Genomic DNA, 23,524 nt, shown 5'->3' with positions numbered 1-23,524 from the left:
CCCCGACGGCGTGCCGCGTCTGACGCTCATCCCTTGCAGGCGAGCTTTCTACCATGCGTCGGCTCGGCTTCCGGAGTGGGGACGAACGTCGCTGACGCGGCACGGATGCCTGCCCCGCCGACCGGGGTCCGCGGTTGTCGGCAGTAACAGTCGTCGTTGTATGAATCAACAACTGTTCATGTTTGATAGCGATGCTTGAGCTTGACGCAATCCAGCCGTAACGCCACTCCGTAGGAGTCACCTTGATTCGGACGCGCTGTCGACCGTGTCCGTTCGAATTCAAATGGACATGTGTACGTGATGGGGAACGTCGGACTTGTTCAAGACGCGGTCCGGTCACGACGGGGGGCATGGCGGATGGCTATCAACTTAGTACAACATATAAAAACAGGGCACTGTGTCTCAGTCTGCGCAGTCATTATTCAACGATTCATGGAGATCAAATGCAAAAGAAAAAGTCTGTTGCTGTTGTGTTGGCGTCAACCGCACTCGCTGGCGTGGCCCATGCGGAATCGAGCGTTACCTTGTACGGTTTGATTGACGCAGGTTTTGGCTACGTCAACACCAATCAAGGCAGCCGCTATGCGATGATGAACGGTAATCTCAATGGTGATCGATGGGGTTTGAAAGGCGTAGAAGACCTAGGTGGTGGGTTGGCGGCAATCTTTCAGATTGAAAATGGTTTTAATGTCGGCACCGGGACACTTGGTCAAGGTGGGCGCGAATTTGGCCGGCAGTCGTGGGTCGGTATCACGAGCGCCAGTGTCGGCACTCTTAAGCTGGGGCGGCAGTATGACCCGATGGTTGACAAGGTTCAAGGGTTGACACTCGAAAGCGTCTTGGGATCTCCAGCCACAACCCCCGGAGACGTCGATAACAACGACAACAGTGCGCGCATCTCGAACGCAATCAAATACGTTAGCCCCTTGTTTGGAGGTATCCAGTTCGAAGGACTGTACGCACTGAACGGTGTGGCGGGGCAACCTGGCTCAGGAAATACCTACTCTGCGGCAGCCAGTTATACCGGCGGACCCTTGAGCATCGCGGCAGGCTATCTTCATGGAAGTAATACTGCGGCTGCCCCGGGACAGCTGCGGACCAACTGGAGCGGTACGATGGATTCGATTTTTGACGGACCCATCAGCAACGGCTATCAAACAGCGGCATCGATCGGAATTGCGCATGCGGCGGCCCGCTACCAGCTTTCTGCGTTGACCCTCGGAGCTGTGTATAGCTATTCGGCGTTTAACGCGGACGCGCAGTCGACGTTCAAATCGCAAGAGCACTTCAATTCGGGAAAAGTGTATGCCCTCTATCAGATTACTCCCAGTGTCCTTGGCGGAATCGGGTACATCTACACCCGCGCTGGAGGTGATACGTCTGCAACGTATAACCAGGTGACGGGGGGCGTTACCTACGCCTTGTCGAAGCGCACGGACTTCTACGCGGTTGCCGCTTACCAGCATGCGAGCGGAACGCAGCGAACCGTCGCCGGAGGGCTCGTTGACGCAGTTGCATCGGTGGGTTCATATGGGCTGACCGGAAACGGTAACTCCCAGACACTGGTGGTTGTCGGTATGCGTCACCGATTCTGACATCCAAAGATGTAGAACAATGCTCCACGGGTGGGCGGCGCTCCCGTCTACCCGTGGTACGTTTGAAAGATAACGTATCTCTCATCTCTTTATTCGCGTGAAGGGCGAGCCAGACCCTCGTCATGAGCGATAACACGCCGTTGTCCGCCGGTGCCTACCGTTAGCCGTCTCCGGCGTCCTCCTATTTCAGCAGCACGGCGCCACGGAGCTTAGCTCCGGGCGGCGCGTGGAGCGCATCACCGGTCCAGACCGTGCCCGCGCACGAAGCCACGGGCGCCGGTGTGCGACAGGTGGCCGACTTCGCCGCGCCGGTTGCACTCGGCGCCGAGGATTCATTGGCTACTGCGCCGGATGCTTCGACGGCCGTTTCAACTACCAATTCGGCTGCTGCGTCGCCTGCCAATGGATCATCCGCCGCCCCGCTATTCGCCGGTTCGGGGGCCGCCGCCGCGGCCAAGGCGAGCACACCGTCGGGCTTCGGGGCGCAGCCGGATTTCGAATCATTGCGGCCACCGTCGGCTGGCGAGGCATCGCCGGCACCGCGCACGTCCCTGCGTCGTAGCGACAGGCTGTCGCTGTCGGATAAATAATCCCCCTTGGGGAAATTACGGTCGGCATTGACAGACCGCCGTCTCCGACATGGCTCCCAATGTAGGGCAGTCCGAAACCTCCCGGGCGAGGGTCCATCCACGCAAGCTGAAGATCGGTACCGGCCAGGTAGGTTGATCCACCGCTTCCGAGAGGAGGGCATCATGTCCGTCGAGATTCCACGTCCCATCGATCCTTCGCTTCGTCCGCTGGCGACCGGCAACTACCGAATCGCGACGCCCGCGATCGAAGTGCTCCACGAACTTGTGATGAAATGCTTGCGCTACCCGATCATGGGCGCGTTGATCTACGGTCCCCCGCGCATCGGCAAGACCCGCGCGATCGAGTATGCGGTTGCTGTTGGCCCGCGACCTGCCGAAATTGACGAGCTACCACGCGCAGTGCGAACACAAACCCTCTCACGCGGAGGGGCCGTTCGTCGTGAACCTGCTGGAAGCGGTCGGCGACCACGCGCCAAATGCGGGCATCAACTCCGCCAAACGGATGCGCCTGACCTTGCGTATCCGCGAGGCGGCCGAGCGGGAGGGCAGTGGGACGCTGCTGCTGTTTTGCGATGAGGCGCAGCGCTACAACGATAACGAATACGAGTGGTTGCGCGATGTGCACGACGCGCTCGACCGGCAACAAATCAAGCTCTTTACGTTCCTGGTCGGGCAGCGGGAGATCCTGTCGCAGAAGACCGCGTTGCAGATCGCGGCAAGATCGAGATCGTCGCGCGTTTGATGGTCGAGGAGCTGCCGTTTTACGGGATTCGCAACGCGGATGATGTGGCAACCAGCTTGAACGGCTATGATCAGACCGCGTATCGGTCGTGACCTATCGCTGCATGCGCTCGAAAAGTACACAGCGTTGAAGACCACCTGGTTTAACCTGATCTAGCCGACGAGACTGACTTGGTAGCGGGGCGAATAAGTAAGCATTGGAACCCCGAACCTTTGCCTGGACAAGCGATGAATACATTTCCGAAGATTAACTTACCGAGACTTGAACAATCCATCGCCGAAATGGCTCGTTTCGGGATCAAATCGAATGGGGGCTGTTGTCGGATCGCTCTCACTGATGAAGACAAACAGGGGCGAGACCGTTTCGTTGAATGGTGCACTGAAGCCGGATGTCAGGTTCACGTCGATGCTTTTGGAAACATCTTTGCGGTTCGCTGCGGCTCGGACGGGGACAGTGGCATGGTGCTTACTGGTAGCCATCTGGACACGCAACCGAATGGAGGTAAGCTGGACGGCGTTTATGGCGTCTTGGCCGGCCTTGAAGTCATCCGTACGTTGAATGATCACAACATTCGAACGAGCAGACCGATAGTCGTCATTGACTGGACCAATGAGGAAGGTGCGCGATTCTCACCGGGGCTCACGGGTTCGAGCGGCTTTTCGGGGCATATCGACATAGGGGCAGCCTCGGCAATCACTGGCGCCGATGGCAAGAACTTCATCGCTGAACTCGGACGCATCGGTTACGCCGGCTCGATGGACAGAGACGCTATCAAGCCTGCCGCTTACATTGAACTTCATATTGAGCAAGGACCGGTCCTCGAGCGTTGCCGTCGGGAAATCGGCGTCGTCACGGGCGTTCAGGGTGTTCGCTGGTACGAAGTAGATGTATCCGGCAGTGATCGTCATGCCGGCACAACCCCGATGGATGACAGGCAAGACAGCTTTTTCGCGGTTGCGCGAATGGCCGAAGCAATGAGGCGGTTTGCGCTTTCTCTCGATAGCGAAGTTCGATTCACAATTGGAAGAGTTGCCGTTCAGCCCGGGTAACCGAATACGGTTCCCGGCTTTTCGTCTTTTACCATTGATCTGCGGCATCAGAGCGAGGCAGTACTTGATCGGATCGAGCAATCCGTGAGCGACATTGCAGCGACGTTCGCGGCGGATGAGCGAGTTGAAGCGACGGTGAGATCTACGATGCGCGTTCCAGCTATCCAATTCAACCATGAAATCGTGGATATCGTCGAATCATCGGCTCTGAGTGACGGTTATAAGGCATTGCGGATGACCAGTGGTGCGATGCACGACGCGTGCCGGCTCTCCAAAGTTGTCGCGACCGGAATGATTTTTGTTCCTTCACGAAGTGGTATCAGCCATCACGAAGATGAATGGACCGCGCCAGAGCAGCTAGAGGCGGGAGCGAATCTCTTGTGCAAATCGTTACTCAAACTCGCCGGACGTTGCGATCGCTAACCATGCAGGAAAGCCGATAAAAAGCCTGGGAAGCCGGCGCAACGAGCTTCGGGCGGGTTCTCGAGTACTTGCACGTAGTTTTGGGCGTCGCTGAAGTATGGATAGATTTCGAGCGTCATGAAGTCTGTGAGGGTAACGCTTACTTGCAGCGTGCCTGCTGTGCACAACATGCTAGGGAGGGTCTGCAAAAGTCCTGGCGTTGACGTCTCGGTGGACTATCCTGGGAGAAGGCAGGTTTAAGGGGTACCTCGATGACACAGCTTGGTCTTGGTCTGGATCTTTCAACGAAACGCACGCGCAAGCGGGAATTTCTCGATGAGATGAGGCGCGTTGTGCCATGGTCGAGGTTGATTGCGTTGATCGAACCGCACTATCCAAGGGGTAAGACTGGAAGGCCGCCGTTTCCTATTGCGACGATGCCGCAGATCCACTTCATGCAGCAGTGGTTTGGTCTGTCAGACCCGGCGATGGAAGAGGCGCTTTATGACGTGCCGCTGTATCGTGAATTTGCTGGGCTGGACGAGGGTATGACGCGTTTGCCGGACGAGAGCACGATTCTCCGGTTCCGTCACCTTCTCGAAACGCACGGCCTGGCTGCGCAGATGCTCACGCTGGTCAATGAGATCCTGAGCGAGAAAGGCTTGATGCTGAAGGTGGGGTCGGCGGTCGACGCTACCTTGATTTCCGCACCCACTTCGACGAAGAACGGCTCTGGTACACGGGACCCGGAAATGCACCAGACGAAGAAGGGAAATCAATGGTACTTCGGGATGAAAGCGCACGTCGGCGTGGACGCAGAGTCGGGCCTGGTCCACACGGTCATCGGCACAGCCGCCAACGTTCATGACATCAATGCGGCCGAAGCGCTGTTGCACGGCCAGGAAATGGATGTGTCCGCTGACGCCGGATATCAGGGTATCGAAAAGCGCTGCCAGGTAAGCGCGGTTCGCTGGCATGTCGCGATGCGACCAGGCAGGCGCAGACAACTGGACCTAACCGATCGGCTGGACGCGATATTCGATCAGATTGAACGCCTGAAGGCCGGCATCCGCGCCAAGGTTGAACATCCGTTCCGCGTCCTCAAACAGCAGTTTGGCTATACGAAGACCCGGTACCGGGGGTTGATGAAGAACACCGCCCAGATCACGACACTATTTGCTCTGGGCAACCTGTGGATGGCACGCAAGGCTTTGTGGAACGCTTGAAACGCTCGCAGATTCAGGCCGCGAATCTCGGCAAACAGTGGTCGTCACGCTTCAAAAAGCCAGGCGACCAACCTGTCAGCAGACTCTCATGGCTGATACGACGCAAGTGGCAAACGGCCAACTCTCTGAAAACGAGTTGTGCAGACCTTCCCTAGCACAATTATGCGGCGCGAGGCGCAGATTGGAGGCCTCGGCCATCGCCGCAATCTTTCTCGTTTCCATCAGGCCGCCGGTGGTACCGATATCGCCGCCGTCTTCTACGGTCACCAATTTAGAAAATCGACCGTCCCAAATGCACAGCGATCGTCGCTAGGGCGTGAGCAGGTCAACGGACTAGAAATCACAAACACTGTCTGTCGATTTCGCGTCTATCGCCAAGAACCGGCGCGCGGGCGCTGGCGGCCCCTGATGATGGCGCAGTGCGGCCACGGCGCGCTTTATCGTGACTGTGAGTCAAGTGCATAAGAGTCACATCAACATCGCAGTTCACGTCGATCTGGAGCCTTCTGCGCACGGTTATCGAATTGCTGGCCGATGAAGGGGTATCAGCGGTAACGTCTGATTTTTCTTGTGCTAATCTGAGCGGCCCTCTGCTGATCCGGACGATCCGCAATGGCTACCCTCGAACGCTCCGCGTACCCGCGCTTCCCCCGAGGTCCTGGCACCCCGGGAACTGCAAACCTGCTACACGCCACTGCCCGACGAGCTCGATTGGGCACGTCGGTCGACGCGCGGCGAGCGACCTCGACTGGGCCTGCTGGTGCTGCTGAAGGTCTTCCAGCAACTGCACTTTTTCCCTCCGCTCGATACCATTCCTGCCGGCCGCCGTTGCGCCACGGCTGCGGCGTGAATGACGCCAGCGGACGAATCGCGAGGTGAGCGGACCTCATCGCATCACGAAACTGCACCGAGGCCATATTTTCCCGTCAAAAGCTCGCCGGTGGCGAAAAGTTCGACTGAGTACGGCTTGAGCGAAACGTCGGTGGGCTGGCCAAGGGCTGCTTGCGCTAGGATTTTGCCGACTGTCGGCGACAGTTTGAATCCGTGGCCCGAGAAGCCGTAGCCGACCACAAGCCCGCTGATGCCGGGCAGTGTACCGAGCACCGGGTTCCAGTCTGGTGTCACGTCGTACACGCCGGTCCACGACGACGCAATGCCTGCCGTCTCGTACGCCGGGAAACGCTTCGCGACCTGCGCTCCGACATCGATAACATAGTCCATCGGAATGTCGCCCTGTTCGGTGTCCGCTGTATTCTGCTGGACTTCGGCTATGCGACGGGCCCGCGCGCTAGCGAGCTGGTTGGCGCGACGCTCGCAGACATCCGCCGGGACGAGCACGGCGATCACTGGTTGCACGTGGCCGGCAAAGGGGGCAAGCGCGGCAAGGTGGCGTTGCCGCCGCTTGCACGAACGGCACTTGACCAGTATCTCGTGCAGCGCGGCCTGCCGGTCACGCCCGCGCGCTGGAACCCGGCGACGCCGCTTGTGGCTAGCCTCGAGGGGGACGCCGCCGGCATCGAAAGCACGCGGCTCTCGCGCGTGCTGAGGCGGTTCTTCGTGCTCGTAGCCGATGCCATCCAGGAAGAGCGGCCCGGGACGGCCGAGAAGCTGCGCCGGGCGAGCCCGCACTGGGTGCGGCACACACACGCCTCGCACGCGCTGGCGCGGGGCGCCGAGCTGATCATGGTGCGCGACAATCTGCGCCATTCGTCGATCTCGACGACCTCGACCTATCTGCACAGCGATGAAGTGCAGCGCGCCCGACAGTTCGATCAGGCGTTTGCCGCACGGGACTTCAAGCAGGAGGTTGTTTATACGGACTTCTACATAAGCCCATCAGTTTTCATAACACCGGCGCTTATGATAGGAACCCCTTGCAGGAAAACGAACGTCCATTCGCATCAAAAGTCGGACTGGAGATGCGACGCTTTCTGCTCACTGCAGCTGAATCGCAAACCTGTACTGTCCGGTGCTGTCGTTGAAGCGACGTCGGCAACGTGCTCCTCCCTTGGAAGGATGGTTGGAGACGCTGGTATTGGATACGTTTTCAATTCCTTCGAACTTCTAGAGAATTGGAGACGAGCCTTATGGCATGTGCGCATGTACAGAATGAACCTATCCTCACATATGCTCCGGGTTCACCGGAGCGCGCCGCGCTCGAAAGTGAACTCGTGTGTCAGGCCGCAGAGGTCGTCTATATTCCGGTTATCGTCAATGGCGAGCGAATTGGGGGGGGAGAACGGCTGCCGGTAACGTGTCCCCATGATCATCATCACCTGATCGCAAACGTGCAGCAGGCGTCGACAGAAAACGTGCAGGCGGCCATACAGTCGCATCGTGAGAATCAACTGGAGTGGTCCAACTGGCCGCTGGAGGAGCGTACAGCGGTGTTCCTGCGGGCCGCCGATCTGCTTTCGGGGCCGTGGCGTCACAAAATGAACGCCGCGACAATGCTGGGGCAGAGCAAGACCGTATATCAGGCCGAGATCGACTCGGCGTGTGAACTGATCGATTTCCTGCGGTGGAATGTCCAGTTCGCGCGAGAGTTGCAGGAGTTGCAGCCAATCTCCGCTGCGGGTGCGCGAAATGCACTTGAGTATCGGCCGCTCGAAGGCTTCGTTTACGCGGTTACCCCCTTCAACTTCACGGCCATCGGCGGCAACCTGGCCTGTGCGCCCGCGCTGATGGGGAACTCTGTGCTATGGAAGCCGGCAGCCACCTCGGCGCTCAGCAACTACTATGTTCTGCAACTACTCGAGGCGGCGGGACTCCCGCCTGGGGTCATCAATTTTGTCCCAGGAGACGCAAAGACGGTTTCGTCTGTCGCGCTTAGCTCACTTTCATTTGCGGGCCTCCATTTCACTGGCTCGACTGCGGTGTTCGACAACCTCTGGCGTGCCGTCTCGGAGCAGCTTCCGAAATATCGAAGCTATCCCCGGCTGGTTGGTGAGACGGGCGGGAAGGACTTCGTTCTTGCTCATGCGTCGGCGGATGCGGACGCCCTGAGCACCGCCTTGCTCCGAGGCGCATTCGAATACCAGGGGCAAAAGTGCAGCGCGGCGTCGCGCGCATACGTCCCGGCATCGCTCTGGCCGCGGGTCAAAGCGCGACTCCTCGACGATCTTTCGACTTTGAAGATGGGGGACGTGCGGGATCTCTCGAACTTCTTGGGAGCGGTTATCGATCAGCGTGCCTACGAGCGAATCAATGGCTATATCGACACCGCGCGGCGTTCCGGTGAGGCGTCGATCATCGCCGGCGGGCAGTGTGACGCCCGTAAAGGCTACTTTGTGTCGCCCACGGTCATTGAGGTCAGCGATCCTCGATTTGTCACGATGCAGGAGGAGATCTTCGGGCCGGTCCTGTCTCTGTATGTGTACCACGATGAAGAGTGGCGTGAAATTCTCAAGCTCGTCGACGAAACCAGCCCGTACCGGCTCACCGGCGCGGTGTTTGCGACCGACAGGGCAGTGATCAATGAAGCGAGCACAGGTCTTAGATTTGCCGCGGGCAACTTCTACGTGAACGACAAACCGACGGGCGCGGTCGTTGGACAGCAGCCTTTTGGCGGCGCCCGCCGCAGCGGTACTAACGACAAGGCTGGCTCGATTCTCAACCTCTTGCGTTGCGTGTCGCCTCGCACAGTCAAAGAGACCTACGTGCCGGCAACGGACTATCGGTATCCACACATGAGGGGCTAACACGTTCGTGTTCCGCCGGTCTCATCGCTGGAGACCAGGCGAAGAGTTTCGCTTATACGGCGTACCGCTGAAGCTGCATTGGGATTTACGTCCGTTGAATTCGTGTGCCATGGATGCAGGCCACGCAACGGTCCTTTGTCTAGCCAGTTCGATCCTGTACTAAGGTCGTGGCTCCTCCTCTGGGGGGATGGAGCTAAGAATTCTGTCCGGTAAAGATTATTCGAACGCCATGCAGTTGGCTCGAAGAGCGGGCATCGGTCTGATTCACCAACTAACGGGAAGATTTTATGAAATACGTGCGCATGATCCTCGAAGAGGAGTCGCCGGAAGAACTGGGTTACGAGAAGATCAAATACAACCTGTCGGAGAGCTCGATCTCGGACCGGAGGTTCCGCGATTTCAACGTCGATAACCTTGATGATCTCGTTCTGCTGTACGGCGAGCATCGCGGCGACAAGCAGCTTCGAGAGCTTATCGCGAAACAAAGCGGCGCCCAATCTGTCACGTCTGATGACGTCCTGATCTGCAACGGCGCTGCGGGTGCCCTGTTCATCATCGCCACGTCCCTGCTGGACAAGGATTCGCACCTCGTCGTCGTACGCCCGAACTACGCGACAAATATCGAGACGCCGCGCGCGATCGGTTGCGAAACGACGTACATCGACCTGAAGTTCGAGGAAGGCTTCAAGGTGGACCTCGAAGGAATCGAACGTGCAGTACGCCCGAACACGGCGTACATCAGCGTGACGTGCCCGCACAATCCGACTGGCACCATGATGACGTGGGACGAAATCGTTGGCCTCAAGGCGATCGCCGACAAGCACGACTGCCTTGTGCTTGTCGATGAGACATATCGTGACCTGACCTACGGTACGCCGTACCCAGCCGCAGCAACCATCAGTGATCGTTTCATTTCGGTCTCGTCCCTGTCGAAGGCGTACGGTACCCCCGGCATTCGTCTTGGCTGGCTAACGACGCGCAGCCCGGCGCTTTACCGGCTGTTTCTCGCGGCAAAAGAACAAATCGGCATTTGCGGGTCGGTGGTTGACGAAGCGATCGGGCTTGCAGTTCTCAAGGAGCGCGACAACTGGCTGGCCGAGAGCATCAAGAGGAACCTCCGTCATTTGGGAATCACCCGCGACTGGGTCAACTCGGATCCCTACGTAGAGTGGGTGGAGCCCCAAGGCGGGGTCGTTTGCTTCCCGCGCTTGAAAGTGCCACCGACGTTCAACACAGACGAGTTCTATCGATCGGTGTTGCAGAACCACCATACGTACGTCGGTGCCGGAAACTGGTTCGAAATGTCAAAGCTGCACATGCGCATCGGGTTTGCATGGCCGACGGAGGATGAACTCCGAAAGGGTCTGGCGGGTATCTCCGCCGCCGTACGCGAGCAACTGTAATTCGATCGCAGCTCGTTCCGTGTGCAGATGAGCGGTGTGAAAACCATACGTGAGGTGCCTTCCTGCGCCGAAGCTATGGCAAGTCCGGAACTTTGCTGAGAAGCCATGCCATTTGCTCTTCGGCGGCATTGGTTTCTCTGCTCAATTCGCGGGAACAGATGATGAACCTGAGCGCGTCGCTGCAGGACAGTAAGCACCCGGGGAAGGCATCTTGACTGGGGCGATCGCTCAAACGATCAAACGATCAAGCAGCGGTCGGCGTCCAGCGATGAGGAAGCAGTTGCGCTATGTCGGCGGCACGATGTGTCGGCAAGCGCGTCAACACGTCCTTCAGGTAAGCCAACGGATCGTGTCCGTTCAGTTGTGCAGAGCGGATCAATGTCATGATCGCGGCCGCGCGTTTTCCAGCACGCAGAGATCCTGCGAACAACCAGTTCGACCTCCCCAGGGCCCACGGCCGTATTTGATTCTCGACCCAGTTGTTATCGGCTGGCACATGTCCATCGTCCAGATAGCGCGTAAGCGCCTCCCAACGTTTGAGGCTGTAGTCGAGTGCCGCGGCGATCCCGGATCCGTCCGGCACACGCTGCCGTTGCGTGAGCAGCCATGCATGGAGTTCGTCGGCGATGGGGCGAGCCCGCTCCTGACGCACAAGACGTCTTCTATCGGGCTCGAGTTGTGCGGCGTCGCGTTCTACTTCGTACAACGCACCGAAGTATCGCAGCGCGGGCTCGGCCAGCTCGCTCTGGTGCTTGACGTGTAAATCAAAGAATTTACGGCGCGCGTGGGCCAGGCACCCGATCTCTGTGACCCCACTCCTGAAGCTGGACTTGTAGCCCCCGTAATCGTCGCACGCCAGCTTGCCGCGCCACTCGCCCAGGAATGCGCGTGCATGTTCGCCGGCGCGGCTATCGGCGAAGTCATAGATCACCGCCTTCAGATCGGCGAACTGCGTGGTGCTGTACGCCCACAGATAGGCTCGATGGGTCTTGCCCTTTCCCGGGGCAAGCATCTGTACCGGCGTCTCGTCGGCATGCAGTACCGCGTGCTGCAATACCTCTTCGCGAAGTGCATCGACCAGGGGCTGCAGGCGCACGCCACACGCGCCAACCCAGCCGCCGAGCGTCGATTGCGCGATCGCCAGACCCGCCCGCGCAAAGATGCGCTCCTGTCGATACAACGGCAGGTGATCGCTGTACTTGGCGACCAGCACCTGAGCGAGCAGACCGGTGGTCGGGATGCCCTTGTCGATCACGTGCGGCGGCACCGCAGCCTGCACCAGCGTCTCGCATGCCTTGCACGTCCATTTACCCCGGATGTGCCGCTCAACCGTGAACACGCCGGGCGTGTAATCCAGCTTCTCGCTGATGTCCTCGCCGATGCGAACGCGCTCGCAGCCGCACGTACAGATCGTACTGTCCGGCTCGTAATGAATGTCGGTACGTGGCAGTTCGGGAGGAAGCGGTTCACGCTTTGGCTGTTGCCGTGGTGTCCCTGCCTGCTCGCCGGACTTCAGCCCCTGCAGCTCGAGCCCGATTGCCGCCAGATCCGCGTCGAGCGCTTCCTCGAGCAGGCTCAGTTGCTCCTTGTTGAGCTGCTCACTGCGCCTGCCGAACTGCTGCCGCTTGATGACCGAGAGTTCGTGCGTAAGCTGGTCGATACGTGTTTGCCGGTACTGCAACTCTCTTTCTTTCTCGGCGATCTCTGCCATCAGCTTCACGTTCAGTTCGCGTATCTGTTCGGTACTGAGGGCGTCGAGATCGGCGGGTATGTCCATGGCGACCAGTCTGCCAGAGCGGCGCGCCATGCAGCAAGGGAAACAGTTTACGTACTTACGGGGCTCAAACCACCGTGATCGCGTGATCCGGCGCGAGAGTGCGCCACGGCAGTCCCATCACCAGAGCCTGAAGCTGTTCAGGGCTCAGCCCCACGCTCACCGCCTGCTCGCCGTTCGTCCAGACGAAGCGCCCCTTGTTCAGCCGCCGTGCGGCAAGCCATATGCCCAGGCCATCGTAGACCAGCACCTTCATTCGAGTCGAGTGCCGATTGGCAAACAGGTAGGCATGATGGGGCCTCACTGACCCGAACACCTTGACCGCGCGTGCGAGCAGCGTATCGACACCGGCGCGCATGTCGACCGGCTCCGTCGCGAGCCAGATGGCATCGATGCGAATCAACGCAACCACCCCTGCAGCCACGTTGCGCAGTCGCTCGCGGCCGACAGTGGCCAGCGCACCGTGATCGCCGTCGCGCCCCTGCGTACCTCGATCTCGATGTGCGTCGCCGCTGCAACACCATTCTGCATCTGCAGCGGCACAAATTCCGGCGACGAGACATTCAATTCCTGTCGGGCCGCTTCAGCGGCATCGCGTTCCTCCCGCGCCGCAACCCAGCTACGCAGCAGGTTGGCGTTCAACCGGTAATGCAGTGCCACGGCCGCAATCGACACATTCGGCTGCATTGCCGCCCGAATGACCGTCTCCTTGAATTCCTTGCTATGCCGCCGGCGCCGTGTCGGCTGCACCACATCCTGGACAACCTCGACTTCGTCCGTCATGTACACCTGTCCATTTAAAATTTGAATGGACATGATCGTCGGGCGGCACGACTTGGCGATCAAGATGACTTGGCCGGGTGCTTACGCAGGACAGCAGTAACAAACGGACTAAAAACCTCGTTAGCACGAAGGCAAGGGCATGCAAAAGGTAACTGTACGGGCAGCCGTTAGTACGGACTATGAGCGATGGCTGCCACTCTGGGAGTCCTATCTACACTTTTATCAGACGGACGTTCCGACGCGAGTCACGGAGGCGACGTGGGATCGGATCACGACGCAGGGTGGAGATCATCAGTGCGCCGTCAGCGAGGACGGGGCAGGCCGGATGACAGGGTTTGTTATCTATCTCTTCCATCGTTCAAGCTGGGCCGCGACGTGGAATTGCCTGATTGAGGACCTCTTTGTTTCTGAGGCCGCACGAGGGCTAGGGGTAGCACGTCAGCTTCTTGATAAGGCCTTCCAGGAGGCGGATGTCCGGGAGTGTTATCGCACGTACTGGCAGACGGAAGAAGCGAACAAGAGGGCGCAGAGTTTGTATGAGACTGTAGCTACTCGTGCTTCTGTAGTTCAGTACCGAAGATAAAAAGAAAGCGAGCAATCGGGAGAACCGGTGGCTTTGAACGCAGTTTGTAGGCGAATCTTGGTTTCAATTCCATATTAAAGCGAGCAAGGAGACGAGCGATGAAAAGGTCCACAGTGATGCTGGCACTTGTTGCATCCGTATTTATGGCGACGGCCCACGCACAAGGGTCGGACGTGATTCGTATGGGAGTCGAGGGCGCATTCCCCCCGTTTAACGAAATGGGTACAGACGGACAGCCTCATGGTTTCGACGTCGATATCGGTAATGCACTTTGTGTCCAGCTCAAAACTAAGTGTGAGTGGGTTGTCCAGAATTGGGATGGCATGATTCCGGCGCTCATGAGCAACAAGTTCGACGCGATCATGTCCTCGATGACCGACACAGCGGAGCGCCGAGAGAAGATTTCGTTCACCGAGAAGTACTACAGCGTTGCTTCTCGCATGGTCGCCCGTTCTGGCTCTTCATTTGATCCCACCCGACCGGAGACGCTGAAGGGCAAGAAAGTCGGAATGCAGCGCTCGAGTCCTCATGAATCGTTTGCGAAGGCGGTCCTCGCACCAGCGGGCGCAAAGGTCGTTACCTATCCATCAGATGAAGATGCCTTGACAGATCTCGCTTCCGGTCGCCTCGACGCCGTAATGGGGGATAGCACGATGCTCGCTACCGGCTTCCTCAACCAGCCGCAGGGTACTGGCTTTGCCTTCACCGGAAAGCCGGTCACAAACTCACAGTACTTCGGCGCCGGCATCGCGATCGGCGTACGCAAGGACGATTCTCAGCTCCGCGATCGCCTGAACAGTGCCATCAACGCAATCCGCGCGAGCGGAGAATATTATCGCATAGCCAAGCGCTACTTCAATTTCGATATCTATTCAGGCATCTGACGCACCGAGTCCTTGACTCCCGTGTGGAAGTCGGAGAGAGAGGGAGAGTTGCCGCATTCTGCGGCGACTGCCTTCCTTAATGTTTGTGGAGATGTCTAATGCTTTATGGATACGCTCGCGCGATTGGTGTTGGTGCCATGACAACGATCAACGTCGCATTGGCTTCGTTGCTTGTTGCAGTTGTTCTGGGGCTCGTGGCAGCCATGTGTAAGTCCGCGTCAAATCGCGTCCTCAATACCATCGCGTCGCTATACACGTCGCTCGCCCGAAGTGCGCCCGACTTTGTGTGGTTGTTGTTCTTGTATTACGGTGGCCAAGCCGCACTCAACTATGCAGTGAACAAAATATCTCCAGGACGTTCGATCGAGATCGACTCCTATATGGCGAGCGTGATAATTCTCGGGGCGGTCTACGGTGGATATGTCGCCGAGACGTTCCGAGGCGCGATACTGTCAGCTCCGGCTGGCCAACTCGAAGCCGGTTACGCATTTGGGTTGCGCAAGCGAACCGTGCTTTTTCGCATCCTCTACCCGCAGATGATGCGATTCGCCATCCCCGGTCTGAGCAACAATTGGCTCGCGCTTGTAAAGGCCTCCGCAATCACTTCTATGGTGAGTTTGAACGAGTTGGTTTTCCTCTCGACTGCGGCCGGACGCGCCACACACCACATCTTCCTGTTCTTCTGTGTCGCCGGTGCGGTCTATCTCGCCCTTACGACTGTCTCGCTCTGGATTCTGCGACGACTCAACATGAAATTCTCGCTCGGAATTCGAGAGGTGAATCTGTGAACTTCAATATTGTTCTGGATAATCTCCGGCTGTTTTTGTGGACTGACGGCGAAATCACCACCGGTTTGTGGTTGACCGTGCAGCTTCTTTTGATTTCTCTGGCGTTCGCGCTTGTGCTGGCAGTGCCGCTCGCGGTGATGCGCATATCGAAATCGCGTTGGCTGTCAACGCCCGTTTGGTTATTTACATACATCTTTCGAGGAAGTCCACTGCTCGTCCAGATGTATGTCATCTACTACGGGCTTGCTGAAGTCGAATTCATCCGTGAGAGTTGGCTTTGGACCTACCTCCAGGAGGCGTACGTCTGCGCGTGGCTCGCATTCGGACTGAACACTGCAGCATACACTTGTGAAATTTTCGCTGGCGCGCTCAAGGCTACGCCGCCCGGGGAGGTGGAGGCGGCTGTGGCGATCGGGATGAGCAAGTGGGCTCGCCTTCGATCTGTAATTTATCCAAGTGCGCTCCGTCGCGCGATGCAGGCGTATTGCAACGAGGTTGTTTTCACCCTGCACGGAACAGCGTTGGCCTCCGGCATCACGCTGCTCGACCTGGGTGGCGTTGCACGCGCAATCAGCATGCAGTATGCGGCACCGTTCGAGCCCTACCTGTTTGCGCTCGTGCTCTATAGCTTGTGCACATTTGCGATCCTGAGAATCTTCCGCACTTTGGAGAAACGATACATGGCTCACGTCCGGCCAGGCGCCTCGCAGCGCGTTGCGGTCAAGTCTGCAAGCTCGTCCGCGGCCGAATTACAGGATGCGCGACAGGATTAATCAGAACACGAGTAACGATCATGAATGCACTTTCGGTTGAAAACGTACATAAGCGATACGGCGCACACGAGGTCCTCAAAGGCGTTTCGCTAAATGCCAAGAAGGGCGATGTCATCAGCGTCATCGGCTCGAGCGGATCAGGGAAAAGTACATTCCTGCGCTGCATCAACATGCTTGAGCGGCCAAATGCCGGCGTGATCCGGCTGAACGGCGAGGAACTGCAGACGAAAGAAACACGCGACGGCATCATGCCGGTCAACCACGGCCAGCTAGAAAAGATGCGTACGCGGCTTGGGATGGTCTTTCAGCACTTCAATCTTTGGTCACATCTGACAGTAATCGAGAACCTGATGCTGGCACCGATCAGGGTGCAGAAGCGTTCGCGCAAGGAGGCCCATGAACGTGCACTCGACGTCCTCCTGAAGGTCAAGCTGGATCCGGACAAGGTTGCTGATATGTACCCGTCACACATGTCCGGTGGGCAGCAACAGCGCGTAGCGATCGCCAGGGCACTTGCCGTCGACCCCGAAGTACTGTTGTTTGACGAGCCCACATCTGCACTCGATCCCGAACTGGTTGGCGAAGTGCTCTCGGTCATGAAGGAACTCGCCAAGGAGGGGCGAACGATGGTGGTAGTGACACACGAGATGGCGTTCGCGAAGGAAGTCTCGAGCGAAGTGATGTTCCTTGATCAGGGTCTTGTGGAAGAGCGTGGCCGGCCAACTGATATTTTCGGAAGTCCAAAAAGTGAGAGGCTAGTAAAGTTCCTCACCGGGCCATTGAAGTAGTCCGAGGTCCACCAAGTGGACTGCTAGAGTCATTTAGACATTGAGGTTATCATCATGGTTGTAAAGCGTCTCCATCCCGGTCCGAGGATGTCTGCTGTCAGCGTTCGTCAGGGGGGGCGGCTCGCCGGGCAAGTCGCAGATGAACCCAATCTGGATGTCACAGCGCAGACCCCAAGGATCCTGGAGACCATCGACGCCCTGCTTGAAGAGGCGGGTAGCAACAAGCATCAAATTCTTTTTGCGCAGATATTTCTCGCGGACATTGCGGATTTTTCCGCAATGAACATCGCGTGGGATGCATGGGTTAGTCGGAGCGATCCTCCTCCACGTGCTACGGTCGAGGGAAAATCGGCCGTTCCCGGTTATACGGTCGAGGTGGTCATCACCGCGACAGTCCTGGATTAAAGTTGGCCGAGAGCGCTGGCGCGGGTTGTCGAGGAGGTGTCCGTCGTCGGGCGGACACGATTTGGGGCTCGCGTCATGTCTCGAAGGAACTTGAGGGCGGTTTATGTCGATCAACCTTTCCGAGCCAGGACCCGAATTTTTATGGATCGGCGAGGCAATCGATTTTGTCGGTAGCGAGAGATCATATGCCGCGGCATTCCGGCTGCTGAATCTGAATCTGGCGTTCGAGATGGTTTCGATTGTCGCGTATCGTGGAAAGACGCGTCCTGTGCCGCTATTCGATACATTCGGCGATACACCCTATCGGGAGGGCCTGACCAACTTTGTCGAATTGTCATACGTGCTGAGTCCATGCTATCAGGCATATCTGGACGGCATAGAGCCAGGTGCGTACCGGATGAAGGATCTGGTGCCTAAGGAATATCCAATTTCCCAGTCGTTCAAGAGTATCCCCGCGGCGTGGTCTGAAAAAGAGGAAATGCGTTACATCACCCATGGGTGGCCCGAGCGGAGAGAGGAGCTATTGCTTCTCGTCGAGCTCCCAGACAGGGCCATGGCCGAGGTGAGCTTTCTCCGACCCAGTTCGCTATCGGGTTTTGGCGCGCAGGAGATTTCCATTCTCGAAGTGATGGCGCCGTTCGTCTCTGCCGTTGTTCGGGCGAACTGGGCATGTTTCGTCCGTGATGCCGCACTCCCTCACGACAACGCTATCAATGTGGCATTTGAATCGTTCGGGAAGGACTTATTGTCTCCGCGTGAGGTAGAGGTGATTCGGCTGATTCTTCAGGGACACTCGTCGGTATCTATCAGCCTGAGACTGAATATCGCGATAACGACGGTGAAAAGCCATCGCAAGAATGCTTACGCGAAGCTGCATATTGCGACTCAATCGGAGCTGATGGCATTGTACGTGCGCTGGTTGGAAAACGCGTCAAACGGATGAGTCCAGTGAGTCGCTTTGGGTTCTTCCTGCTTCGCTGCAGCATGTGGACTCCCTTAAGAGCAAAAGCGGTTCAGGGCGAAGTCTTCGATCCCTACCTGAGTGCGATCGCCTGTTACCAGATCGGCGAGCACAGCGCCCGCGGCCGGTCCAATGCCGAAGCCATGGCCTGAAAAGCCGGAACCCAGATAGAAGCCCGGTATCCGCTCGACCCTAGAGATAACCGGCAGTGCATCGGGCGTGACGTCAATCATACCTGCCCACGTACGTGCAATCGTCGCATTGGCGAACGATGGAAAGGTCTGCTTCAGGCAATTCATTGCGTCGTTGAGCATGCCGTTGTTAGCCTCAGGATCGAGCACGCGGTACGATTCGAACGGCGTCGGGGCGTCAATATTGAAGCGGCGCGGAATCTTCAGTTCATCAAAAAAGGGGCGTCCGAAACGGAGTCGCAGATACTTGCGCTCTTTGAGCCAGGCACGCAGGAATTTCGTGCTCAGGCGAATGCTATCGGGCGTGAGATCGGCGACCGAGGCGCCGAGTTTCGACACTGTGTATCCGCCGTCGCAGCGCTTGCGGCATGTGAAGTCGCCCCCGTTGATCGCGACGTCCAGTTTAGCGTCGATAGGCGCGGTTTGCAGCACGGACGCATGAACCTTGAGTTGCGGAAAGTCAATTGCATGATTGCCGCAGAACAGCCGCGACCACGCACCGCCTGCCAAAACCACGTCGGCGCATTTCACGACGCCGTGCTCGGTCACGACAGCCGACACGCGACCCGCGGAAATATCAATGCCCCGCACCGCACAGTGTTCGAAGATCGATGCACCGTTCGCGCGAGCGAGTTCGGCGATGCCTCGTGTGGCCATTGTGGGTTCTGCGACACCGTCGATCGCGCTATAGAGCGCCCCGTCCCATGCGCGGCTCGACTGCGGGAGAAACCTGGCGAGTTCGGCTCTGCCAAGAAGCCTGACGCGGGCACCGCTGGCGCCGGACGCATCGATCCATTTTTGATGCAGAGCCATCTCCGACTCGTCTTTCGCAATATATGCGAGTCCCGTCATCCGGTAGCCCACGTCGATTTGCGATTGGATTGACTGCCACAATTCGTTCGCGAGGAAAGACAGTTGCAGTTCCTTAATGTCGCGTCCGATGGAGCGCACCCAGCCCCAGTTGCGCGAAGACTGTTCGCAACCGATCGTGCCTTTTTCGAACACCGCGACGTCGACACCTTTGCGCGCCAGCGCGAGCGCGCAGCTGATACCAATGATTCCGCCGCCAATAATTGCGACGGAGACCTGCTTGGGCAATTCGGGTTTCAATGTGATTTCTTGAATGGGCAGCATATTAGCTTGGAGATTTGTCAGTTGACGCGCTTGCGGCTGGCGATCAGAGCCACGAGCGCGAGGGTCGAAATCACTATCAGGTAATAGGCCGGCGACATGATGCTGCCCGTCAATTTTACGAGAAGGTTGGTCACGACAGGCGTGAGTCCGCCGAACAGCGTCATCGCGATTACGTAGGCGAGCGACGAGCCGGTGGTACGGCAGGACGTGGGAAAGAGTTGTGATAGCAACGAGCTGACCGGCGCGTAGTAGAAGCTGTAGAACACGAGCGAAAGGGTGCACTGGAATGCGATCAATGTTGCGGTGCTCGGTGCACGCGTGAGCATGTAAAAGAGCGGCAGGATCAGCACCATGCCGCACAGTAGTGCGGCACGCATCACCTTGACGGTGCCGAGTCGGTCCGCTGCGATGCCACCGATTATCGGGAACACGACGGATACGAGGCCGCTCAGAATCGATGACAAAAAGGCTGCGTCCTTGCTGACTCCCAGATTATGAATTGCGAACGTCGGCATATAGATGTTCATAAAGCTCGCGAGGCCGCCAGCGCCGGAAATGATGGCGCCCATGAGCACGCTTGACATATGTGATTGCGCCGTTTCGCGCAGCGGCTTGTGTGGCACCACGTCGCTCGCTTGCTCGAACGCGGCCGTCTCGTTCACTTTCCTGCGGATGTAGAGGCCAATCGGTCCGATCAGACACCCGAAGGCGAACGGCAGACGCCAGCCCCAGGAATCGATCTGTTCCGGCGACAGATAGCGATTCACGCCGTAGGCGAAGAGCGAGGCCGCCAATACAGCGAGACCCGACGTCGACCATTGCAGGCTCCCAAAAAACCCTCTGCGCTTTACATCTTGTTCGGTCAAAAATGAATTGGCCGCTCCAAATTCGCCCCCTGCCGAAAAGCCTTGAAGCAGGCGTCCCGCGACTAGAATTACCGGCGCGAACACGCCGATCTTGTCGTATGTCGGCACGAGGGTGATGGACGCAGTGCCACACAACATCAGGAACGCCGTGAGGCTTAACGTGAAGCGCCGGCCGTGTTTGTCTGCGACGACACCCAGGATGATCGCACCGACCGGACGGATAAGGAATGAGCTAGCGAAGGTTAGGAGACTGAGCAACAGCGCCGATCGCTCGTCGCCGGTCGGAAAAAATAGCTTCGACACAGTAATAGCGAACATTGCGTACACGAGCAGGTCGAACCATTCGAAAAATGTGCCGAAGTTCGCGGCGATGACATCGCGCATCCTGCTGCTTATGGCTTTCGTGCAGGTAATGGGGTCAAGGGTGTTGGCTCTGTTCAGCATCTTATTTCCTTTGCAGTCGGTGCTGGCGACCAGCCCAACCAGTGTATCGCCGCGCGTCATTGCGACAGCAGCGGCAGAAAGAGACATCGCTTCTTGACATCCGCTGCCAGATCAACGGCTCCCAGCTGCGGGGTTATTCGTTGCGCCGCCGGGCCATGCACGGCGGAATGAGTAGGATGGTGTGCCGTCCACGTGAACGACACAATGCCGTCAAAAAAGGTCCGGTATTTGAAATTCGTATAGAGGGTTTCCCCGGATGCGGACAGACCCCACTCGGCACCTCATTGCCTCGCTCAAGCATTCCCCCGGCCGTCGATCTCCAATGTCGAGGTCGAGAAGCGCGGCAACGGACGCGGACGCAGCACACCGCAGCCAGTCCCGCCGCTGAACGCAGCTTTGTACCTCCGGCGCTCTAAAAAGTAAGGGAATACCCTTATCCATTTTTCAAATAGTCGGCCGCTTTTCGCGACATTGTTTATCGGACGGTGAAGCGCGAATATTCACCCATACCGCCATGTTTCGGGCGGAACAGTCCAAGAATGGGAGCGCTTGCAATGACCAAAGACGGAAAAATGAGGCTCGGCCTCTCGATGAGATATCTCGGCTATCACGTGGCCGCCTGGAGGCATCCGGACGTGCCTGCGGACGGCGCGCTCAGTTTCGAGTACTTCCTGAGCACAGCCCGAAAGGCGGAAGCAGCGCATCTCGATATGGTTTTCTTTGCTGACGGTCTTGGGATCCGCGCCAATGACAATCCGAAAGGATCTCTTGAGCGTGACATGCGCAATGCTGAGTTGGAACCGCTCACACTCCTCGCCGCACTGGGCGCGACGACGTCAAATATCGGCCTGGTAGCAACCGCCTCGACCACGTACAACGAACCATTCCACATCGCTCGTAAATACGCTTCGATCGATCACATCAGCGGTGGCCGCGCCGGATGGAATGTCGTCACATCATGGTCAGACGAGGAAGCTCAAAACTTCAACAGGAACGAGAACCTTGCTTATGAAGAGCGGTACGAACGAGCCGACGAGTTCGTCGACGTCGTTAAATCCCTTTGGCGAAGCTGGGAGGATGACGCGTTCGTTCGAGACAAGGAAAGCGGACTTTTCTACCACGAAGACAAGTTGCACGTTCCTGACCACAAGGGCAAGCACTTCCAGGTGCGCGGTCCTCTGAATTCGGCGCGCACACCGCAGGGAGAGCCGATCATCGTGCAGGCCGGAGCTTCCGAGGCCGGACGTGAACTCGCTGCTAGATGCGCGGACGTGGTTTACAGTAACTCGCACGACCTGAAACATGCGCAAGATTACTACGGCGATCTTAAGGCGCGGCTTGCGAAGTATGGTCGCGAGCCGGAGGAGTTGCTAATAATGCCGGGCATTACACCGTTCGTAGGTAAGACCAGGCAAGAGGCGCAAGACAAGTTCGACGAGCTTCAGGAGCTTATCCACCCGCTGAGCGGTCTGGCCTCGCTCTATAACGCGCTGGGCGATCTGTCCGGGTATCCGCTTGATGGGCCGGTGCCAGACATCGGTGGTCAGAAACTCAGGAGCATCGCATCGAATCTGTTGGAGATGGCGCGTACCGAGAAACTCTCGATTCGACAACTCTACCAGCGCGTTGCATCAACTTTCTGGGTACGCCTCGCGATTGGAACGGCGAGCGACATCGTTGATGAGATGGAAGAGTGGTTCAAGAATGATGGCGCCGACGGCTTCAATTTTTGCCCGGCGATCCTTCCCGGCGGCATGGACGACATTAGTGATTTCCTCATCCCGGAACTGCGTCGCCGCGAGTTGTTCAGGGATCGATATGAAGGACGAACTCTGCGCGAGAACCTTGGCCTCAAACCCAGCACCTTCAAAGTTGCGTGATCCGTCATAGTCGAGGCAGGTGACCAAATGCAAACCATCGGTTCCAGAGGCAACTTCCAGCAGGCGATGTCGCTGTTCGCTGCCGGCGTTACGGTTATTACCGCAAAGCACGACGGACAGCCGTTCGGGCTCATCGCTACATCGGTATGCAGTCTATCCGACGACCCGCCGTCGGTCATCGTTTGCGTGAACAAGAGCGCTTCATCCCACGACGCGATCCTGAAAGCAGGGGGTTTCGCCGTAAATCTGCTCTCCACAGCGCACTGCGGGGTCGTTGACACATTTCGCAAAACCAAAGGGCAAGCCCGCTTCACAGCCAACAAATGGGCATCTCTCGTGACTGGTGCACCGGTCCTGGCTGATGCGACGGTTGCATTGGACTGCGAAATCAGTGATCAGCATGACGGATTTACCCACTCCATCATCGTTGGAGTAATCCGAGAGATTGCATTTAATGAAACCGCTGATGCGGGATGCCTTCTGTGGCACGAACGCGGCTTTGCACGGAGCGCGCCTCTGACTATTTGACCGCAGACGCCGGTGCTTTAAGTTGAACGGATTG

Annotated in this window: 21 protein-coding genes and 4 pseudogenes; 18 read left to right on the top strand and 7 right to left on the bottom strand. The window is 57.9% G+C overall.

All coding sequences use genetic code 11. The features are described from left to right. Positions 1–443: 443 nt before the first annotated feature. The 5 genes and pseudogenes from G5S42_RS38700 to G5S42_RS38680 all read left to right on the top strand — a co-directional run bounded on the left by G5S42_RS38700 (position 444) and on the right by G5S42_RS38680 (position 5,604). Positions 444–1,595 (top strand): porin, encoded by a 1,152-nt coding sequence (locus G5S42_RS38700; protein WP_176112059.1) that lies wholly within the window; start codon positions 444–446, stop codon positions 1,593–1,595. 752 nt (positions 1,596–2,347) lie between these two features. Beyond that, positions 2,348–3,010, top strand: a pseudogene (locus tag G5S42_RS38695) (AAA family ATPase); the annotation flags it as partial. A gap of 144 nt (positions 3,011–3,154) precedes the next feature. Then, a complete protein-coding gene (locus G5S42_RS38690) occupies positions 3,155–3,976 on the top strand; it encodes a hydantoinase/carbamoylase family amidase (RefSeq protein WP_176112058.1) in 822 nt (273 codons plus the stop codon). A gap of 84 nt (positions 3,977–4,060) precedes the next feature. Continuing rightward, entirely contained in the window at positions 4,061–4,399 is a 339-nt protein-coding gene (locus tag G5S42_RS38685) for a M20/M25/M40 family metallo-hydrolase (RefSeq protein ID WP_176112057.1), read from the top strand. Positions 4,400–4,650: 251 nt separating this feature from the next. Beyond that, complete coding sequence (locus G5S42_RS38680; RefSeq protein ID WP_176112056.1) at positions 4,651–5,604, top strand: IS5 family transposase; 954 nt, start codon at positions 4,651–4,653, stop codon at positions 5,602–5,604. Between the two features lie 75 nt (positions 5,605–5,679). Here G5S42_RS38680 and G5S42_RS46190 read toward each other — a convergent pair whose 3' ends face one another. Beyond that, on the bottom strand, positions 5,680–5,871 hold the full coding sequence (locus G5S42_RS46190) for an enolase C-terminal domain-like protein (RefSeq protein WP_488168792.1): 192 nt from the start codon (positions 5,869–5,871) through the stop codon (positions 5,680–5,682). A 345-nt stretch (positions 5,872–6,216) separates the two neighbouring features. Here G5S42_RS46190 and G5S42_RS44660 point away from each other — a divergent pair. Further along, positions 6,217–6,421: pseudogene (locus G5S42_RS44660) on the top strand (DUF4158 domain-containing protein); the annotation flags it as partial. 77 nt (positions 6,422–6,498) lie between these two features. On the opposite strand, the pseudogene G5S42_RS38670 reads toward G5S42_RS44660, so the two are convergent. Beyond that, positions 6,499–6,858, bottom strand: a pseudogene (locus G5S42_RS38670) (NAD(P)/FAD-dependent oxidoreductase); the annotation flags it as partial. Here G5S42_RS38670 and G5S42_RS38665 point away from each other — a divergent pair. From G5S42_RS38665 to G5S42_RS38655, 3 genes and pseudogenes are all read left to right on the top strand, one after another. Then, positions 6,859–7,413 (top strand): annotated as a pseudogene (locus G5S42_RS38665) (tyrosine-type recombinase/integrase); the annotation flags it as partial. It lies immediately after the preceding pseudogene. A 278-nt stretch (positions 7,414–7,691) separates the two neighbouring features. Further along, positions 7,692–9,305: an L-glutamate gamma-semialdehyde dehydrogenase gene (gene pruA / locus G5S42_RS38660; protein ID WP_176112055.1), complete on the top strand. Its 1,614-nt coding sequence runs from the start codon at positions 7,692–7,694 to the stop codon at positions 9,303–9,305. Positions 9,306–9,592: 287 nt separating this feature from the next. After that, positions 9,593–10,708 carry an aminotransferase class I/II-fold pyridoxal phosphate-dependent enzyme gene (locus G5S42_RS38655; RefSeq protein ID WP_176112054.1) on the top strand — a complete coding sequence of 372 codons (1,116 nt, stop codon included), beginning with the start codon at positions 9,593–9,595 and terminating at the stop codon, positions 10,706–10,708. Between the two features lie 244 nt (positions 10,709–10,952). Here G5S42_RS38655 and tnpC read toward each other — a convergent pair whose 3' ends face one another. The 3 genes from tnpC to G5S42_RS38640 all read right to left on the bottom strand — a co-directional run bounded on the left by tnpC (position 10,953) and on the right by G5S42_RS38640 (position 13,328). Then, complete coding sequence (tnpC, locus tag G5S42_RS38650) at positions 10,953–12,485, bottom strand: IS66 family transposase (RefSeq protein ID WP_176112053.1); 1,533 nt, start codon at positions 12,483–12,485, stop codon at positions 10,953–10,955. Positions 12,486–12,549: 64 nt separating this feature from the next. Continuing rightward, entirely contained in the window at positions 12,550–12,885 is a 336-nt protein-coding gene (gene tnpB, locus G5S42_RS38645; protein ID WP_176107070.1) for an IS66 family insertion sequence element accessory protein TnpB, read from the bottom strand. After that, complete coding sequence (locus G5S42_RS38640) at positions 12,882–13,328, bottom strand: transposase (RefSeq protein ID WP_246391980.1); 447 nt, start codon at positions 13,326–13,328, stop codon at positions 12,882–12,884. Before G5S42_RS38640 ends, tnpB begins: the two co-directional genes overlap by 4 nt. 76 nt (positions 13,329–13,404) lie before the next feature. On the opposite strand from G5S42_RS38640, the gene G5S42_RS45895 reads away from it, so the two are divergent. From G5S42_RS45895 to G5S42_RS38605, 7 genes are all read left to right on the top strand, one after another. Continuing rightward, entirely contained in the window at positions 13,405–13,848 is a 444-nt protein-coding gene (locus tag G5S42_RS45895) for a GNAT family N-acetyltransferase (RefSeq protein WP_176112052.1), read from the top strand. 98 nt (positions 13,849–13,946) lie between these two features. After that, the gene (locus G5S42_RS38630) at positions 13,947–14,732 is read left to right on the top strand and encodes an ABC transporter substrate-binding protein (RefSeq protein WP_176112051.1); all 786 of its coding nucleotides are present in this window, start codon (positions 13,947–13,949) and stop codon (positions 14,730–14,732) included. Between the two features lie 98 nt (positions 14,733–14,830). Further along, a complete protein-coding gene (locus G5S42_RS38625; RefSeq protein ID WP_217710313.1) occupies positions 14,831–15,520 on the top strand; it encodes an ABC transporter permease in 690 nt (229 codons plus the stop codon). Then, complete coding sequence (locus G5S42_RS38620) at positions 15,517–16,293, top strand: ABC transporter permease (RefSeq protein WP_176112049.1); 777 nt, start codon at positions 15,517–15,519, stop codon at positions 16,291–16,293. Before G5S42_RS38625 ends, G5S42_RS38620 begins: the two co-directional genes overlap by 4 nt. Positions 16,294–16,313: 20 nt before the next feature. Beyond that, positions 16,314–17,081 carry an ABC transporter ATP-binding protein gene (locus G5S42_RS38615; protein ID WP_176112048.1) on the top strand — a complete coding sequence of 256 codons (768 nt, stop codon included), beginning with the start codon at positions 16,314–16,316 and terminating at the stop codon, positions 17,079–17,081. A gap of 87 nt (positions 17,082–17,168) precedes the next feature. Continuing rightward, positions 17,169–17,486, top strand: coding sequence for a RidA family protein (locus tag G5S42_RS38610; protein ID WP_376777226.1), 318 nt, complete (start codon positions 17,169–17,171; stop codon positions 17,484–17,486). A 103-nt stretch (positions 17,487–17,589) separates the two neighbouring features. After that, positions 17,590–18,429, top strand: coding sequence for a response regulator transcription factor (locus tag G5S42_RS38605; protein WP_176112046.1), 840 nt, complete (start codon positions 17,590–17,592; stop codon positions 18,427–18,429). Between the two features lie 53 nt (positions 18,430–18,482). Here G5S42_RS38605 and G5S42_RS38600 read toward each other — a convergent pair whose 3' ends face one another. Then, positions 18,483–19,772 carry an NAD(P)/FAD-dependent oxidoreductase gene (locus G5S42_RS38600; RefSeq protein WP_176112481.1) on the bottom strand — a complete coding sequence of 430 codons (1,290 nt, stop codon included), beginning with the start codon at positions 19,770–19,772 and terminating at the stop codon, positions 18,483–18,485. Between the two features lie 17 nt (positions 19,773–19,789). Then, complete coding sequence (locus G5S42_RS38595; RefSeq protein ID WP_246392445.1) at positions 19,790–21,169, bottom strand: MFS transporter; 1,380 nt, start codon at positions 21,167–21,169, stop codon at positions 19,790–19,792. A gap of 467 nt (positions 21,170–21,636) precedes the next feature. On the opposite strand from G5S42_RS38595, the gene G5S42_RS38590 reads away from it, so the two are divergent. Then, positions 21,637–22,962: an LLM class flavin-dependent oxidoreductase gene (locus G5S42_RS38590; RefSeq protein WP_176112045.1), complete on the top strand. Its 1,326-nt coding sequence runs from the start codon at positions 21,637–21,639 to the stop codon at positions 22,960–22,962. Positions 22,963–22,989: 27 nt separating this feature from the next. After that, entirely contained in the window at positions 22,990–23,490 is a 501-nt protein-coding gene (locus tag G5S42_RS38585; RefSeq protein ID WP_176112044.1) for a flavin reductase family protein, read from the top strand. Positions 23,491–23,524 lie beyond the last annotated feature (34 nt).

It is taken from the genome of Paraburkholderia youngii (genome assembly GCF_013366925.1).
In the GTDB taxonomy this organism is placed as follows: Bacteria; Pseudomonadota; Gammaproteobacteria; order Burkholderiales; family Burkholderiaceae; genus Paraburkholderia; species Paraburkholderia youngii.
The sequence above is the reverse complement of the archived record's forward strand: the minus strand, read 5'-3'. Positions and strand labels throughout refer to the sequence as shown.

Excerpts from the sequence above, each read along its gene's own strand:
- G5S42_RS38615 (WP_176112048.1), top strand. The coding sequence starts at position 16,314 with ATGAATGCACTTTCGGTTGAAAACGTACATAAGCGATACGGCGCACAC.
- G5S42_RS38625 (WP_217710313.1), top strand. The coding sequence starts at position 14,831 with ATGCTTTATGGATACGCTCGCGCGATTGGTGTTGGTGCCATGACAACG.
- G5S42_RS38600 (WP_176112481.1), bottom strand. The coding sequence starts at position 19,772 with ATGCTGCCCATTCAAGAAATCACATTGAAACCCGAATTGCCCAAGCAG.
- G5S42_RS38590 (WP_176112045.1), top strand. The coding sequence starts at position 21,637 with ATGACCAAAGACGGAAAAATGAGGCTCGGCCTCTCGATGAGATATCTC.
- G5S42_RS38585 (WP_176112044.1), top strand. The coding sequence starts at position 22,990 with ATGCAAACCATCGGTTCCAGAGGCAACTTCCAGCAGGCGATGTCGCTG.
- G5S42_RS38610 (WP_376777226.1), top strand. The coding sequence starts at position 17,169 with ATGTCTGCTGTCAGCGTTCGTCAGGGGGGGCGGCTCGCCGGGCAAGTC.
- G5S42_RS45895 (WP_176112052.1), top strand. The coding sequence starts at position 13,405 with ATGCAAAAGGTAACTGTACGGGCAGCCGTTAGTACGGACTATGAGCGA.
- tnpC (WP_176112053.1), bottom strand. The coding sequence starts at position 12,485 with ATGGACATACCCGCCGATCTCGACGCCCTCAGTACCGAACAGATACGC.
- G5S42_RS38655 (WP_176112054.1), top strand. The coding sequence starts at position 9,593 with ATGAAATACGTGCGCATGATCCTCGAAGAGGAGTCGCCGGAAGAACTG.
- G5S42_RS38680 (WP_176112056.1), top strand. The coding sequence starts at position 4,651 with ATGACACAGCTTGGTCTTGGTCTGGATCTTTCAACGAAACGCACGCGC.
- G5S42_RS38595 (WP_246392445.1), bottom strand. The coding sequence starts at position 21,169 with ATGTCTCTTTCTGCCGCTGCTGTCGCAATGACGCGCGGCGATACACTG.
- pruA (WP_176112055.1), top strand. The coding sequence starts at position 7,692 with ATGGCATGTGCGCATGTACAGAATGAACCTATCCTCACATATGCTCCG.
- G5S42_RS38605 (WP_176112046.1), top strand. The coding sequence starts at position 17,590 with ATGTCGATCAACCTTTCCGAGCCAGGACCCGAATTTTTATGGATCGGC.
- G5S42_RS38690 (WP_176112058.1), top strand. The coding sequence starts at position 3,155 with ATGAATACATTTCCGAAGATTAACTTACCGAGACTTGAACAATCCATC.
- G5S42_RS38700 (WP_176112059.1), top strand. The coding sequence starts at position 444 with ATGCAAAAGAAAAAGTCTGTTGCTGTTGTGTTGGCGTCAACCGCACTC.
- G5S42_RS38630 (WP_176112051.1), top strand. The coding sequence starts at position 13,947 with ATGAAAAGGTCCACAGTGATGCTGGCACTTGTTGCATCCGTATTTATG.